The sequence below is a fragment of the Dolomitihabitans soli genome, assembly GCF_022213955.1.
GTDB classification, from domain to species: Bacteria; Actinomycetota; Actinomycetes; order Streptosporangiales; family Streptosporangiaceae; genus Streptosporangium_A; species Streptosporangium_A soli.
Genome location: NZ_JAKNTW010000002.1, coordinates 341,669 through 356,790 on the forward strand (window position 1 = coordinate 341,669; position 15,122 = coordinate 356,790).

Consider the following 15,122-nt stretch of genomic DNA (forward strand, 5'->3'; position numbering starts at 1 on the left):
CCCCTTCGGCCGACCTTGTCAAGTCGCGGGGGGAGGGCACACAATAAAATGGTAACCGACCGGTGAGCCAAGCACCGGAGTCAGTAGTCCAGATCAGGGCAATCCGGCTCGTCAAGCCCGGGATCGCGGCGATCAACATGGATGGACCACTCGCTACACGGGAACGCGTCATCCCTTTCACCGCCGGTGACGGCATGAATCTCAACCTCGTCAATGTGCGGGGGAACAGTCCGCCCGCAAAGTCCCCGGTCATCGTCGTCCACGGTGCGGGAGTGCGGTCAGGGGTGTTCCGCGCCCCCGTGCCCACGAACCTCGTGGACGCGCTCGTCGCCCACGGACACGACGTCTGGCTGGAGGACTGGCGGGCCAGCATCGACCTGCCGCCCAACGCCTGGACCCTCGACCAGGCGGCGCTGCACGACCATCCCGCCGCCGTGCGCAAGGTCATCGAGGAGACCGGGGCGGACCGGATCAAGGCGATCATCCACTGCCAGGGCTCCACCTCGTTCATGATGTCCGCCTGCGCCGGGCTGGTCCCCCAGGTCGACACGATCATCACGAACGCGGTGTCCCTGCACACGGTCGTGCCACGGTGGTCACGGGCCAAGCTCCGGTACGCCGTGCCGCTCGCCGCCCGGTTCCTGTCCTACCTCGACCCCTCCTGGGGAGATCGTCCGCCACCGGGCGCGGCCAAGGCGATCACCCTGCTGGTCAAGGCCGCCCACCACGAGTGCGCCAGCACGGTGTGCAAGCTGGTGAGCTTCACCTACGGCAGCGGATTCCCGGCCCTGTGGCGGCACGAGAACGTCGGCGCCGGCACGCACGACTCCTGGATCCCGCACGAGTTCGGCCCGGTGCCGCTGACGTTCTTCCGGCAGATGGACCGATGCGTACGGCGCGGCCACCTCGTCGCCTACGAACACCTCGACGGCCTGCCGGACGACTACACCGCCCAGGAGCCCCAGACGGACGCCCGCGTCGTCTTCCTGACCGGGGACCTGAACCGCTGCTTCCTGCCCGAGAGCCAGCGCCGGTCCTACGACTTCTTCGCGGGCCACCACCCCCGCCACCACGCCCTGCACATCCTGCCGGGCTACAGCCACCTGGACGTCTTCTTCGGCGATCGCGCCCATCGCGACGTCTTCCCACTGATCATCGAGGAACTGGCCGGTTCCCCGACGCGCCACCGGGAGGGATCTTGAGCTCATTCTCGGCGGGACACCGGCGTACGGCCGGCCGCTTCGCCAACGTCGACGGCATCCCCTTCCGCATGCCGGTGGGGACCCGGGGCAGCCCGGCCTTGCTGGCCGCCTACACCATCGACCCGGAGGAGGCGCGGGCCGTACTTCCGGCGGAGCTGCGTCCCTACCGGATGCTCGGCGGCGGGGTGCTGCTGATCGGGGTCGTCGACTACCGGGACACCACGATCGGCACCTATGTGGAGTTCTGCATCGGAATCCTGTGCACCCGGAGTTCCCGGCCGGCGCCGCCCCTGCTGCCGCTGCTGCTCGGTTCCTTCTTCGGCACCGGCGTCTACATCTATGACCTGCCCGTGAGCACCGAGATCTCGGTGAAGGGCGGGCGCGGCATCTGGGGCATGCCCAAACGGCGGGCCAACCTCGACTTCGTCATCGGCGACACCACGGTGAGCAGCCAGTACGACCTCGACGGGCAGATGGTCATGCGCGTCGACGTCCCCCGCCCTGCGCGGACACGGCTGCCGTTGCGGTTCAGCGGCGTCGGGTACGGATGCTTCCGCGGCATGCTCGCCAAATCGTCGATCTCGATGCGCGGCCGGATGGGCGTGACCTGGGGAGGCGGCCCCGGCAGCCGCCTGCTCATCGGCGACCACGAGCGGGTGGCGTGGTTGAAGCGGCTGGGCGTCCCGGACCGGCCGCTCCTGACGGCCTTCGTCCCGTCGATGCACGGCACGCTCGACGACCACGTGGAGACGTGGTTCCTCACCTCGGACTCCGCGCCCGCGCCGGCCGAGGACGGCCTGGAGAGCCTGGTCGGCATGGGGCTCGGCCAGGACCGGCTGCCGCCTCCCGACCGCGCCCACAGCGACCGTCTGCTGGGGATGCCCGGATCGCGCGAACACATCGTGAGCAGGTGACCATCGTGAAGAGATCACTCGTCCTGGCCGGCGGCGGCGCGAAGATCGGCTGGTCGTCCGGCGTCCTGCAGGTGCTGCTGGAGGAGTCGGACCTGGAGTTCGACCACATCGACGCCACCAGCGGCTCGGTCTTCAACCTCGGCATGCTGCTGTCCGGCCGCTCCGCCGGGCAGATCGCCGACGCCTGGGGGAACGTCAGCCCACGGGACTTCCTCTCCTTCCACCCATGGTGGCGTTACCTGGCGTTCTGGACGCTGCCGTCGCTGCTCACCCAGGAGGCGGCGGTGCGCACGATCATTCCCAGATGGGGCATAGACCTGGCGCGGATCAGAGCCTGCCGCGAGGTCGGCGGCCATCCGGTCACGGCCACCTTCAACGTGGTCGACTTCACCACGAAGCGGGTCAAGACCATCCCGCACCAGCAGATGGATCTCGACCACTTCCTCGCCGTCGACGCCGTCCCCGGCGTGGTCCCGCCGGTGGCCGGGGACGGCACACTCTACGTCGACGCCATGCTGCTCAAGGACGCCAACCTCACCGAAGCCGTACGGCAGGGCGCCGACGAGATCTGGGTGATCTGGGCGATCGAGGACCGGCCCGAGTGGCGCGGCGGATTCTGGAACCACTTCGGCCACATCTTCGAGATCTGCGCCACGGGCAACCTCAAGCGCGAACTCGACCAGATAGAGGAGATCAACAAGCGGGTCGCGGCCGGCACCGCCGCGCCGGGGCAGCGCCACGTCACCGTGCACGTCGTCCGGCCGACCGGACCGATCCCGGTCGGCTACCTCTTCTTCCGCGGCAGGCGGCAGATGCGACCCACGATCGAGGCCGGCCGGGTCGCCGCCAGGGACTTCCTCGTCAGGACGGGGCACCTGCGCACGGCCACGCCGCAGCCGGTGTGAACACGCCGCAGCCGCTGTGAACGACGACACTTCAGGAGCAGCGATGGACCACCACCAGAGCAGCACCAGGGTCACCGCGCACCGCGCGCTCGCCACCGTCCGTGAAACGGGGCGGGACACCTCGGCGGGGAGACCGCCTCGGCCAGGTCGGCGACCGGCGGGGAGCCGGTGATGGGCCCGCGCAGGCCGGCCCGGCCCGGCACCGCGCCGCACCCCGTCCCCAGAGCCCGCCAGGCCCCGGAACGGCCCCCGCCCACCGACCAGACGCCCACCAGCCAAACACGGGCCGACCAAACACGGGCCGACCAGACGCTGACAGACCGGGCACGAGCCGTCGGCCGGGAGCGGCCCGTCGCCGGAGCGGGCTACCGTCAGTCGTGGTTCTGGACCGTCTACGACGACCTGGCCGCGGCGATCGACCGCCGGTTCGGCTGGGACCGGCTGCCCGCCCCGTTCGGCCTGGCCGTCCTGGTCGGGATCCGGAACCGGCTGCGCAAGCGGAACCTGTACGACACCGGCCGCCTGCCCGCCGTGGACCAGCCGAGCCCGGGGCCCGACTCCGCCGACCACGACGTACGGCGGACCGCCGACGGCTCCTTCAACGACGTCGGCCATCCCACGATGGGCATGGCCGGGACCCGGTTCGGGAGGAACGTCCCGCTCGACCGTACGCACGCCGAACCGCCCATGCGGCTCATGACGCCGAATCCCCGCCTGGTCAGCCGCCGCCTCATGACGCGCACCCGGTTCCAGCCCGCCGAAAGCCTCAACGTCCTCGCGGCCGCCTGGCTACAGTTCATGATCAGGGACTGGTTCAGCCACGGGCGCAGCCCGTCCGAGGACCCGTGGACCATCCCGCTGGAGCCGGACGACGACTGGCCGCGACCACCGCTGACGATCCCTCGGGTCTGCCCCGACGCCACCCGGCCACCCGGGTACGACGGGCCCGTGACCTCGCTCAACACCGCGTCCTCCTGGTGGGACATGTCGCTGATCTACGGCAACGGCATCGAGGAGCAACGCGCCGTACGGACCGGCAGTGGGGGAAGGCTGCGTGCGCGGCCGCGCGGGGTCCGGCCGATGGCGGGCGGCGAGACCGATCCGGCCCTGGAACCGGGGTTCTGGCTCGGCCTGGTGATGTTGCACACGCTCTTCACCCGTGAGCACAACGCCATCTGCGACCGGCTGCACGCGGAGTACCCCGGCTGGGGCGACGACGAGTTGTTCGAGCGCGCCCGGCTGATCAACGCGGCGCTGGTGGCCAAGATCCATACCGTGGAGTGGACGCCGGCGGTGATCAGCCATCCCACCGCGGTGCTCGGCCTGCGGGCCAACTGGTGGGGGCTGGCCTCCGAGCGGATCACCAAGACGCTGGGGAGGCTCAGCCCGAACGAGACGATCAGTGGCATTCCGGGCTCGCCCACCGATCACTTCGGGGTTCCCTTCAGCATCACCGAGGAGTTCGTGGCCGTCTACCGGATGCATCCGCTGATGCCCGACGACTACAGCCTGCGCGCCGCGCTGGACGACTCCGGCATCCGCCGGTGCACCCTGCGCGACCTGGCCGGCCCGGCCGCCCTGGAGGTCGCCTCGGCCGTCCCCGCCGCGGACCTGTTGTACTCCTTCGGGACCGAACACCCGGGGGCGATCGTCCTGCGCAACTTCCCGCGCACGTTGCAGGAGTTCCTGCGGCCGGACGGGCAACCGGTGGACCTGGCGGCGACCGACATCCTGCGCTGCCGCGAACTGGGCGTGCCCCGCTACAACGAGTTCCGCAGGCTGCTCCACCTGACGCCCGCCCGCTCGTTCGACACGCTCACGGACGATCCGGCGCTGGCGGCGACGCTGCACGAGGTGTACGAGGGACGGCTGGAGGACGTCGACCTGACCGTGGGGATGTTCGCCGAGCGGCGCCCGAAGGGATTCGCCTTCAGCGACACGGCCTTCCGCGTCTTCATCCTGATGGCCTCACGGAGGCTCAACAGCGACCGGTTCCTCACCACGGACTACGCCGAACGGGTGTACACCCGGACCGGCCTGGACTGGATCGCGGACACCACCATGATCTCGGTGCTCCTGCGCCACCACCCGGAACTCCGCCCGGCCCTGCACCGCGTACCGAACGCCTTCGCCCCCTGGCGCCGCACGGGCCGCACGTGACTGCCGGGCTCGGTGAGACTGCCGGGATCGGCGGCCTGCGCGGGCGCTCCGGCCAGGACCGCGGCCATTGCATCGGGAAGGGGCATCGATGGTCCGGTGCTTGGTGACGGGGGCGACCGGCTACATCGGTGGCCGGCTGGTTCCCGAACTGCTCGCGGCCGGTCACGACGTCCGCTGCATGGTGCGGTCACCGGGAAGGCTGCGCGACCTGCCGTGGGCGGAGCGGACGGAGATCGCCCAGGCGGACGCGTCAGACCCCGGGCAGACCAGGGAGGCCTTGGAGGGGATCGAGGTCGCCTATTACCTGATCCACACGATGGGCACGTCGGGCGACTTCACCGAGGGGGACCGCCGGGCGGCCCACACCTTCGCCGCCGCCGCCGGGCAAGCCGGGGTACGGCGGATCGTCTATCTCGGCGGGCTCGCCTCCGGCGGGGGGACCTCCCCTCACCTGCGCTCACGCACCGAGGTCGGCGAGATCTTCCTGCGGTACGGCGTGCCGGCGGTGGTGCTGCGGGCCGCCGTAATCATCGGGTCCGGTTCGGCGTCCTTCGAGATGCTGCGCCACCTGACCGAGCGACTACCGGTGATGACCACGCCCAGGTGGGTACGCAGCCGTACCCAGCCCATCGCCATCCGCGACGTACTGCGCTATCTGACCGGCTGGGCGAGCGTTCCCGGCGTGGTCAACCGGGCGTTCGACATCGGTGGCCCCGACGTGCTGACCTACGCCGACATGATGCGGGGATACGCCGCCGAGGCGGGCCTGCCGCGGCGGGTGATCATCCCGTTGCCCATGCTCACCCCCGGGTTGTCCAGCCTTTGGGTCGGCCTGGTCACTCCGGTCCCGGCGGGCATCGCCCGGCCCCTGGTGGAGTCGTTGCGCAACGAGGCGGTCTGCGGTGAGCACGACATCGCGCACCACATCCCCGATCCGGCGGGCGGGCTGATCGGATTTCGCCGGGCGGTGTCACTGGCGCTCATGAAGATCAAGGAGGCCGACGTCGCCACTCGCTGGTCCTCGGCCTCGACGCCCGGCGCGCCCAGCGACCCGCTGCCCACCGACCCCGGCTGGGCGGGCGGCAGTCTCTACATCGACAAGCGCAGCAGGCCCGTCGAGGCCGATCCGGACGCGTTGTGGCAGATCATCGAAGGCATCGGCGGCGAGCGAGGCTGGTACTCCCTGCCCGTCGCATGGTGGACACGGGGATTCCTGGATCGGCTCGCCGGCGGCGTGGGGCTGCGCCGCGGCCGGCGAGACGCCGACCGGCTGCGGGTGGGCGACTCGGTCGACTTCTGGCGGGTGGAGGAGGTGGTGCCCGGCCGCCTCCTGCGACTCCGCGCCGAGATGCGCCTGCCCGGCCTCGCCTGGCTGGAACTGGGCGTCGTCCACGCGTACGGCCGGACCGTCTACACCCAGCGGGCGATCTTCCACCCTCGCGGGCTGCTCGGGCACCTCTACTGGCGAGCGCTCTCCCCTTTCCACGGACTGATCTTCGGCCAGATACCGATCCAGGTCGCGAGGGCCGCGGCCCAGACCTCATCGCGCTGACCGCCAGTTCGGCGCATGGAACGGTCCAGCCTGTATGCCCAACCGGGCTCCGGACCGCTCTCTGCCGTGGTCGATCGCGTGGATACCACGGCCGGTGACGCGCGGGCAGGAGTCCCATAAATCCCTTTTGCCTTGACTGCACCAAATCTGGCCCACTAGCGTCACTCTCTACGATACATCGTCTCTCTGAGAGAGACTGCAATAAGGGATGTGAACGCCCGTGAAGAGGGTGCAACTTGCGGCGGCGATGTTGGTGTCCGGGGTGACGCTCGTCGGTTGTTCGACGCCGACCGACGCCGTCCAGGACGATCAGGCGAAGAGCGGCCCGGTGAACAGCGAACAGGCCGACACGTTCCCGCAGATCGCGCCCAGTTCCGAGGTCGAAGCACTGCTTCCCGCCGGGTTGAAGAGCTCGAAGAAGATCACGATCGCGCTCAGCGCGGGTGCTCCGCCGACGTCGTTCATCGCGCCCGACGGCAAGACGAGCATGGGACTGAACGCCGACATCGGGCGGGCGCTCGCCAGGACCATGGGAGTGGAGCCCACGCTCGTCTCGATCCCGCTCGACGGCATCATCCCCGGCCTGCAGTCGAAGAAGTACGACATGGCCGTGGCGTCCATGTCGCCGAGCCCGGAGCGGCTCCAGGTCCTCGACATGGTCGCCTTCACCAAGGGCGGCTCCGCGATCGCCGTGCCCACCGGCAACCCGGACAAGCTGACCTCGACGACCCTGTGCGGGCTCCAGGTGGGCGTCGCCGTTGGATCGTTCCAGGCCACGACCCGGCTGCCGAAGCTCAGCGAGGAGACGTGCACGAGCAACGGCAAGCCGGCCATCAAGGCGATGGAGTTGCCCGACCAGAGCCAGGTGCTGCTGGCCATGTCGAGTGGACGCGTCAAGGCGGCCATGGCCGACGGCCCGGTGCTCGGCTACGCGCAGAAGACCCGGAACGCCAAGTTCGAAATTCTGAAGGACGAGTCCAGCCTGACCTCGACCGGTGGCATGGCCGTCGTCAAGGGCGCCGAGCTGACCCCGGCGGTCGTCAAGGCGATGGAGGTCCTGCACGGGCTTCCCGAGTACAAGAAGATCTATGAGAAGTGGGGGATGGCCGGCTATGCCCTCCCCGCCGGCGAGCTGGGCCAGCTCAAGGGCTGAGGCGAGCGAACCTGTGAGCGTTACCACCGGGGTCCGTCCGCGGACCCGCCGTCCCAGGAAGAAGAGCCCGTGGCGCTACGTCGCCATCGCGGTGATCCTCTTCATGGTGCTGTCGCTGGCCGACGTGGCGCTGACCAACCCGAACTTCGGGTGGCCGGTCGTGGGCCAGTACCTCTTCAGCGCCGTCATCCTGCACGGGCTCCTGCTGACGCTGGAGCTGACCGCCGTCGTCATGATCATCGGCTCCGTGCTGGGCGTCCTGCTGGCCATCATGCGGACGTCCTCCAACGAGTTCGTGGCCAGGGGCGCGTGGACCTACGTCTGGTTCTTCCGCGGCACCCCCCTGCTGATCCAGGTCATCTTCTGGTTCAACATCGCGGCCCTGTTCCCGGAGATCGAGCTGGCCGTGCCGTTCGGCCCGACACTCGTGGGCTTCGACGCCAACGCCCTCGTCACGCCGTGGACCGCGGCGGTGCTGGCGCTGTCGCTCAACGAGGGCGCGTACATGGCCGAGATCGTGCGCGGCGGCCTGCTGGGGGTCGACCGGGGCCAGTACGAGGCGGCACAGGCGCTCGGCATGCGGCCGAACAAGGTCTTCCGGATCATCATGCCGCAGGCCGTGCGCACCATCATCCCGCCCACCGCCAACCAGCTGGTGACCACATTCAAGAACACCGCGCTGGTCAGCGTCATCGGCCTCGCGGATCTCCTGCACAGCGCCCAGGTCGTCTACGCGCTGAACTACCAGACGATCCCGCTGCTCATCGTCGCGGCCTTCTGGTACCTGCTGCTCACCTCGCTGCTCAGTTACTTCCAGGCGCTGCTGGAACGCAAGTACTCCAAGGGGTACGCGCCCAGGTCGCGCCCGCAGGCCAAGTCCGAGCCCGCCGTACCGAAGGAGGTCTAGTGGGAACACCGATGATCGTCCTGAACGGGATCCAGAAGCGGTTCGACTCCGTGCACGTCCTCAAGGGAGTCGACTACTCCGTGGCCGGGGGCTCGGTCAGCTGCCTCATCGGGCCGTCAGGCTCGGGCAAGTCCACGCTGCTGCGCTGCATCAACGGGCTGCAGCCCGCCGACGAGGGCGAGGTCTGGGTCGACGGCGACCTGATCGGCCTGCGGATCGAGGGCGACCACCTGATCCCCCTGTCGGAGAAGGAGGTCGCCGACCAGCGTCGCCAGATCGGCATGGTCTTCCAGCGGTTCAATCTCTTCCCGCACATGACCGCGCTGGAGAACGTCATGTCCGGGCCGCTGCGCGTCAACCGCGCCCAGAAGGCGGAGACCCGCGAGCTGGCCAGGCAGTTGCTCGACCGGGTGGGCCTGGCCGACCGGGGCGACCATTACCCCAACGAGCTGTCGGGCGGGCAGCAGCAACGCGTCGCCATCGCCCGCGCCCTGGCGATGAAGCCCAAGGTCATGCTCTTCGACGAGCCGACCTCGGCGCTCGACCCCGAACTCGTGAACGAGGTGCTCTCGGTCATGCGCACCCTCGCCGCCGAGGGCATGACGATGATCGTCGTCACCCATGAGATGGGTTTCGCTCGCGAGGTCGCCGACCACGTGTGTTTCATGGACGATGGCGTCATCGTGGAGGAAGGCCACCCGGACGCGGTACTCGCCAATCCACAGACGGTGCGAGCACGAGAATTCCTGCGTAAGGCTGCCAACAGTGATCAACAGAATTGACATCCAGCGGGTACGTGATGAGACACCCGGCACCCGGAACCTGGTCCATCTGAACAACGCCGGCTGCGCCCTGCCCCCCTCGGTCGTCGTCGACACGACGATGGACTACCTCCGGGCCGAGGCCGCCCACGGAGGTTACGAGGTCCAGCGCGAGCGCGCCGGCCAGATCGAGGCGACCTCCACCTCGCTGGCCCGCCTGATCGGCGCCGACCCGTCGGAGATCGCGCTGGCCGACAACGCGACACGCGCCTGGGACATGGTGTTCTACGGCATGCGTCTCGCGCCGGGAGACCGGATCCTCACCTGCCGGTCCGAGTACGGCAGCAACGCCATCGCCTACCTGCAGCAGGCGAGGCGTTTCGGCGCCGAGGTCAAGGTCGTCGACGACGACCCGAGCGGGCAGATCGACCTCGATCTGCTGGAGGAGGAGCTGAAGGACGACAGGGTCAAGCTCGTGTCGATCACTCACGTCCCGACGCAGGGCGGCCTGATCAACCCGGCGGCGGCGGTCGGCGGGCTGGCTGAAGCCGCCGGAGTGCCCTTCCTGCTCGACGCCTGCCAGTCGGTCGGTCAACTGGCCCTGGACGTCGCCGACCTCAAGTGCGACGTGCTGACGGGAACCGGCCGGAAGTACCTGCGCGGGCCGCGCGGCACGGGCTTCCTGTACGTACGGGCGAGTGCCATGGACACGTTCGAGCCGGCCGTACTGGACAACGGGTCGGCGGTGTGGACGTCGCCCGCGGAGTTCGAGCTGAACCCCGACGCCCGGCGTTATGAGACGTGGGAGAAGAACTACGCGGCCGTCGTCGGCCTGGGCGCGGCCGTGGACTACGCCCTTGACCTCGGGATGGACGCGATCGAGGCCCGGGTGCTGGCACTCGGCGACCTGCTGCGGCGCACGCTCACCGGGATCGGCGGCGTCCAGGTGCACGACCTCGGCCAGAGCCGATGCGGGATCGTGTCGTTCACCGTCGACGGCCTCACAGCCGACGCGGTGAAGAGCGCGCTGACCGGCCACGGGGTCAACGTGAGCGTCTCCAAGGCCACGTCGTCGCAGTGGGACCTGCCCACGCGGGGACTGGCCGATGTCGTCCGTGCCTCGGCGCACTACTACAACACGGAGTCGGAGATCGAGCACGTCGGCTCGCTGATCGCCGGACTCCGCTGACCGGGGGAATGGATGCGATGATCACTGGAGCCGACTCGCGACTGGAGGAAGACGTGACAGAGGGGCCCGTCAAGCCGGTGTCGTTGCAGGGCGTGGACCGGGTGCTGACCGTGCTGGAGGCCTTCGTGGGGCAGGCCGAATGGCGCGTCTCCGATCTGGCCAAGCACCTGAACATGCACAAGGCGGTGACCCACCGGATCGTCCGTTCTCTTGAGGCCCGGCACTTCCTGGAGCAGGCCGAAGCGCGCGGCTCCTACTCCCTCGGCCCGGCCGCGGTGGCGCTCGGCCGGGCGGCCGGCCGGCGGGCGCCGCGGACGGCCGCCCGGCGGCACCTGATCCGGCTGGCCGAGCAGACGGGCGAGGTCGTGCTCTTCTACACGCTCAGGGGGCATCGGTACGTCTGCGTCGAACGGCTGGACATCAACGCGGAGACGGCGGTCACCGTGGAGATCGGCGACACCATCGGGCTGAACGCCGGAGCGGGGAAGACCCTGCTGGCGTTCCAGGACGAGCGCTTCATCCAGGAGGTCCTCGGCGCGCCGCTGCCGCGTTACACCGACAGGACGCCGACCGATCCGGAGGTCATCCGGGGCCAGCTCGACCGGATCAGGGCCGAAGGGATCTGGACGAGCATCGGGGAGATCACCCCGCACACGGTCGGCGTGTCGGCTCCGGTCCGGGACACCGAGGAGTCGGTGCGGTACTGCGTCTGCGTGACGATGCCGGCCCGGACCGTGGACGACAGGCGGCTGGCCAGCCTGTCGGCAGCCGTTCAGGACACCGCCACGGCCGTGTCGCAGAGCTTGGGATACCGCGAGGGCGGCGTCGAAGGGGATCGGACGACCACATGAGGATCGCGTTCAAAGCCGCAACTGTGATCACGGACCTGCTCGCCGACGACGCCGTCGACGACGCGATCGTCCTCGTGGAGGACGATCGGATCGCCTGGGCCGGACCGGCCGCGGCGGCGCCCGGCGGGGAGTACCCGGTCGTCGACCTCGGCGAACGCGTCCTGCTGCCCGGGCTGATGGACGCGCACGTGCATCTGGCCTTCGACGCCGGCGCCGACCCGGTGGCGAGCATGCTCGCCAGGGACGAGGAGGCACGACTCGACGGGATGCGGCTCGCGGCACGGCAGCTGCTGGACAGCGGCGTGACCTTCGCCAGGGACCTGGGCGCGCCGTACGGGCTGTCGGTGCGGATCCGCGACGAGATCCGCGCCGGCACGACGCCGGGCCCCCGCCTGATGGTCGCCGGCCGGCCGCTGACCCGTCCGAACGGGCACTGCTGGTTCATGGGCAACGAGATCGACGGACCCGGCCAGGCCCGGGCCGCCGTCGCCGAGGAGGTCAAGGCGGGGGCCGATCTCGTCAAGGTCATGGTCACCGGGGGGCGGATGACCCACGGCACCGATCCGCTGCGGTTCGAGGTGTCGGAGGCGTCCCTGGCGGCGATCGTGGACGAGGCGCACCGGCTCGGCGTCACCGTCGCCGCGCATGCCCAGTCGACAGTGGGGGTCCGGGCGGCCGCCGCCGCGGGGGTCGACTCGGTGGAGCACGCGACGTTCATCTCACCCGAGGGCGGCGACGGCTACGACCCGGCCGTGGTCCGCGACCTGGTGAGCGCCGGCACCGGGGTCTGCCCCACGCTCGGGGTCGCCGGCGCGCACGCCCACCCCATCGCGTTCGACGTCAGGGGCGGCTGGATCGCCCGGTTGCACGCCGCCGGCGTGCCGATCCTCGCGGGGACCGACTCCGGCATCCCGCGGCACCCCCACGCCGGCGGGGTCGTCGACGGGCTGCGCGGTCTCGTCGCCTCCGGCCTGTCGGTACGGCAGGCGCTGGCGGCGGCCACCGAGACCGGGATGCGAGCCGCCGGGCTGGAGAAGGCCGGCGCGGTGAAGCCCGGTTACCTGGCCGACCTGATCGCGGTCGACACGGACCCGCGTTCCGGCGTCGACGCGCTCCTCGACCCGGCGTTCGTCGTCGCGGCCGGCCGGGTCGTCAAGGACACCGTCCCGCGCTGACGTGGCCATCCGCCACCCGGCCCGCGGACGTGAGCTTCGCCGGGAAGCCGGCCGCTCGTCGGCATTCCGGCCCTGACGCCGGGGGCCCGCGCCCCCGTCATGGGATTCATAAGGGCAGCATCACGGGTGGCGGGCCGTCAGTATTCACATCGATCGATCCCGCATACAGCCCATGGGGCGCTGGCTGGCATGTGTGGACGCGCTGAAGATAGCTGAGGGACATTGGAGTCCGCGTCAAGCATGATTCTCACCTTGACTCGGACTCCGTTATGTTCGTTTCGTGTGTCGCACATCGGAATTCAGCACGATCAACGAGCCGGAACCCTGCAGGCACCAGTTCGACATATCCAGGTGCGCGAATTCTTTCGCGTTCGGTTGGACGCTGCCTCCCGAGGCCATGAAGTGGTCTCCCTCAAGGAGGAGCGACCCGTCGGCCAGTCGAACACCCTTCTTGCCGTCTTTGACAGCGGGTTCGACTCCGTCGCTCCATACGAGGACCCCGTGCACGCCCGCCCCGTATCGATTCTTGATGACCAGACATTTTCCTGCGCTGCTGTATTCTAGCTCGCCGGAGATCGAAGCTTGCATCTCGATCGGCATGACGTGCACCAAGATACGCGGATCAGCGCCGATGAAACGTGCCCTTGGCAGTGCCGGATCGCCTGTCTCGCCCGCCAGGATACCGCCGCATCCGCTGATCAGCAGAGTCAGAACTGCTAATCCGACACATGAACAAACCGTTCTGCGGGTCATCACCACTCCAGGGCAGAGCAAGGCCTACAGCACAACTCTATGACACAAGAAGCATGACGTTCTGCCATCCCACAGCACGGTGAGATGATCTCAGAAGAAACGATCCCGATTTATACCTCAAACTTAATTGAACTGCCTGTCTTCGGCTTCCGCCCCTGATGGTCTACGGCTGGAGCAGCCGGGCGGGGACGGCGTCGGCCAGCGCCTTGTATCCGGCCGGGTTGAAGTGCAGACCGTCGCCCACGTCGTACGCGGGCAGGAGGCGACGGGGGGCGGCGGGGTCGCGGGTCGCCTGGTCGAAGTCGAGCACCGCGTCGAACCTGCCGCCGGTCCTGATCCACTCGTTGACGGTCTGCCGGGCCGCCTCGCGGTATCCCTCGGGGTCGTCGTAGGGGTCGTTGCCGCCGAACGGGGTGAGGGTCGCGCCGTACACCTCGATGTCCTGGGCGTGGGCGCGGACGACGATCTGGTCGTAGGCGGCGATCAGATCGTCGGCGACCTGCTTCTGGGCGTCCTGGGTGGCTTCGGCGGTGCCGATGTCGTTGACGCCCTCGAAGACGACGAGCCATCTGACGCCGCTCTGCGCGAGCACGTCGCGGTCCAGCCGGGCCAGCGCATTGGGGCCCAGGCCGTCGTTCAGCACCCGGTTGCCGCCCGCCGCCTGGTTGGCGATGGCGACGCCGGCGGTCCGGGGGTCGTGCCGTAGCCGGCCTGCGAGCTGGTCGGGCCAGCGATCGTCGCGGTTCGTGGTGGCTCCTCTGCCGTCGGTCAGCGAGTCGCCCAGGAGGGCGAGCGCGGCGGCCCGCTCGGACCGCACCTCGACGCCGCTGAGGAGGTACCAGTGGTCGACGGGGGTCGCCTCCCGCAGGTCCCCGGCTTCGACCTGGTCGCCCGGCGCCAAGTAGGAGGTGGTCCGGGAGCCGGGGTGCGAGGTGACGGCGTCGGACGCCAGTCCCTCGGCGAGGTGGACGGTCACGGTCAGCACGGAGCCGGGCGCCGGCGCGAGGTCCAGCGGGTCGGACACGATCTGCGCCCCGACCGGGACGATCGCGGAGGAACGGCTGTAGAAGGTCACGGGCCGGGCGGTCCCGGGCCGGATCGCGCTCACCCCGGACGTCCCACCGCTCGGGAGGGCCACGGTGACCCGGGTGAGAGGCAGCGGCGCACCTCCGAAGGCGTTGGAGAAACGCAGCCGCACCTGTCCTCCGCCCACCGAAACCCGCACGGTCTGCCGCAACGTGCTGTCGGCCAGAACCCCGCCTTCCCGCGTGTACGGCGGTGGCGGCATGTTGTCCGGCTCGGCGCGTTGCGGCATCGCCGTCCACGTGACTACCCATCGACCCGCCGACGGCATCACCCCGCGCCTGGGGAACGCGGTGGCCGTGGCCCCGATCTTCAGTGCCTTATCCATGAACGGCTTCATCCTGTTTCTGACCATTCTCGGCGGAGGCTTGGCTGGTCGGCGCGGACCGCGACAGGAGACGCCGCCGCTCGCCGGTCGCAGGTCGGCGCCCTGTTCCTGGGCGGGTTCTCAGGGTGGGGTTCTCAGGGTGGGGTTCTCAGGGTGGGGTTCTCAGGACGGGTTCTCAGGACGGGTTCT

General features: G+C 69.6%; 13 protein-coding genes. 11 read left to right on the top strand and 2 right to left on the bottom strand.

All coding sequences use genetic code 11. The features are described 5' to 3' along the window. Nucleotides 1–194 precede the first annotated feature (194 nt). From MBA17_RS06380 to MBA17_RS06430, 11 genes are all read left to right on the top strand, one after another. Nucleotides 195–1,202 (top strand): lipase family protein, encoded by a 1,008-nt coding sequence (locus MBA17_RS06380; protein ID WP_238495340.1) that lies wholly within the window; start codon nucleotides 195–197, stop codon nucleotides 1,200–1,202. Further along, on the top strand, nucleotides 1,199–2,116 hold the full coding sequence (locus MBA17_RS06385) for an acetoacetate decarboxylase family protein (protein WP_238495341.1): 918 nt from the start codon (nucleotides 1,199–1,201) through the stop codon (nucleotides 2,114–2,116). The genes MBA17_RS06380 and MBA17_RS06385 overlap by 4 nt, the downstream gene beginning before the upstream one ends. Before the next feature lie 5 nt (nucleotides 2,117–2,121). Then, nucleotides 2,122–3,021, top strand: a complete 900-nt coding sequence (locus tag MBA17_RS06390) for a patatin-like phospholipase family protein (protein ID WP_238495342.1) — start codon at nucleotides 2,122–2,124, stop codon at nucleotides 3,019–3,021. Nucleotides 3,022–3,192: 171 nt separating this feature from the next. Continuing rightward, nucleotides 3,193–5,181 carry a peroxidase family protein gene (locus MBA17_RS06395; protein ID WP_238495343.1) on the top strand — a complete coding sequence of 663 codons (1,989 nt, stop codon included), beginning with the start codon at nucleotides 3,193–3,195 and terminating at the stop codon, nucleotides 5,179–5,181. Nucleotides 5,182–5,269: 88 nt separating this feature from the next. Further along, nucleotides 5,270–6,733, top strand: coding sequence for an SDR family oxidoreductase (locus MBA17_RS06400; protein WP_238495344.1), 1,464 nt, complete (start codon nucleotides 5,270–5,272; stop codon nucleotides 6,731–6,733). Between the two features lie 220 nt (nucleotides 6,734–6,953). Further along, complete coding sequence (locus MBA17_RS06405) at nucleotides 6,954–7,886, top strand: ABC transporter substrate-binding protein (RefSeq protein WP_238495345.1); 933 nt, start codon at nucleotides 6,954–6,956, stop codon at nucleotides 7,884–7,886. A gap of 13 nt (nucleotides 7,887–7,899) precedes the next feature. Beyond that, complete coding sequence (locus tag MBA17_RS06410; protein WP_238495346.1) at nucleotides 7,900–8,793, top strand: amino acid ABC transporter permease; 894 nt, start codon at nucleotides 7,900–7,902, stop codon at nucleotides 8,791–8,793. A gap of 11 nt (nucleotides 8,794–8,804) precedes the next feature. Then, nucleotides 8,805–9,575 carry an amino acid ABC transporter ATP-binding protein gene (locus tag MBA17_RS06415; RefSeq protein ID WP_238495631.1) on the top strand — a complete coding sequence of 257 codons (771 nt, stop codon included), beginning with the start codon at nucleotides 8,805–8,807 and terminating at the stop codon, nucleotides 9,573–9,575. Then, a complete protein-coding gene (locus MBA17_RS06420; RefSeq protein ID WP_238495347.1) occupies nucleotides 9,559–10,743 on the top strand; it encodes an aminotransferase class V-fold PLP-dependent enzyme in 1,185 nt (394 codons plus the stop codon). Before MBA17_RS06415 ends, MBA17_RS06420 begins: the two co-directional genes overlap by 17 nt. A gap of 53 nt (nucleotides 10,744–10,796) precedes the next feature. Further along, a complete protein-coding gene (locus MBA17_RS06425) occupies nucleotides 10,797–11,594 on the top strand; it encodes an IclR family transcriptional regulator (protein ID WP_238495348.1) in 798 nt (265 codons plus the stop codon). Further along, the gene (locus tag MBA17_RS06430) at nucleotides 11,591–12,769 is read left to right on the top strand and encodes an amidohydrolase family protein (protein ID WP_238495349.1); all 1,179 of its coding nucleotides are present in this window, start codon (nucleotides 11,591–11,593) and stop codon (nucleotides 12,767–12,769) included. The genes MBA17_RS06425 and MBA17_RS06430 overlap by 4 nt, the downstream gene beginning before the upstream one ends. Before the next feature lie 267 nt (nucleotides 12,770–13,036). On the opposite strand, the gene MBA17_RS06435 is transcribed toward MBA17_RS06430, so the two are convergent. Beyond that, entirely contained in the window at nucleotides 13,037–13,522 is a 486-nt protein-coding gene (locus tag MBA17_RS06435; protein WP_238495350.1) for a hypothetical protein, read from the bottom strand. A 163-nt stretch (nucleotides 13,523–13,685) separates the two neighbouring features. Beyond that, the gene (locus MBA17_RS06440) at nucleotides 13,686–14,933 is read right to left on the bottom strand and encodes an SGNH/GDSL hydrolase family protein (RefSeq protein ID WP_238495351.1); all 1,248 of its coding nucleotides are present in this window, start codon (nucleotides 14,931–14,933) and stop codon (nucleotides 13,686–13,688) included. Nucleotides 14,934–15,122 lie beyond the last annotated feature (189 nt).

Coding starts and splice junctions, on each gene's coding strand:
- MBA17_RS06395 (WP_238495343.1), top strand. CDS start 3,193: ATGGGCCCGCGCAGGCCGGCCCGGCCCGGCACCGCGCCGCACCCCGTC.
- MBA17_RS06440 (WP_238495351.1), bottom strand. CDS start 14,933: ATGGATAAGGCACTGAAGATCGGGGCCACGGCCACCGCGTTCCCCAGG.
- MBA17_RS06380 (WP_238495340.1), top strand. CDS start 195: ATGAATCTCAACCTCGTCAATGTGCGGGGGAACAGTCCGCCCGCAAAG.
- MBA17_RS06400 (WP_238495344.1), top strand. CDS start 5,270: ATGGTCCGGTGCTTGGTGACGGGGGCGACCGGCTACATCGGTGGCCGG.
- MBA17_RS06435 (WP_238495350.1), bottom strand. CDS start 13,522: ATGACCCGCAGAACGGTTTGTTCATGTGTCGGATTAGCAGTTCTGACT.
- MBA17_RS06430 (WP_238495349.1), top strand. CDS start 11,591: ATGAGGATCGCGTTCAAAGCCGCAACTGTGATCACGGACCTGCTCGCC.
- MBA17_RS06415 (WP_238495631.1), top strand. CDS start 8,805: ATGATCGTCCTGAACGGGATCCAGAAGCGGTTCGACTCCGTGCACGTC.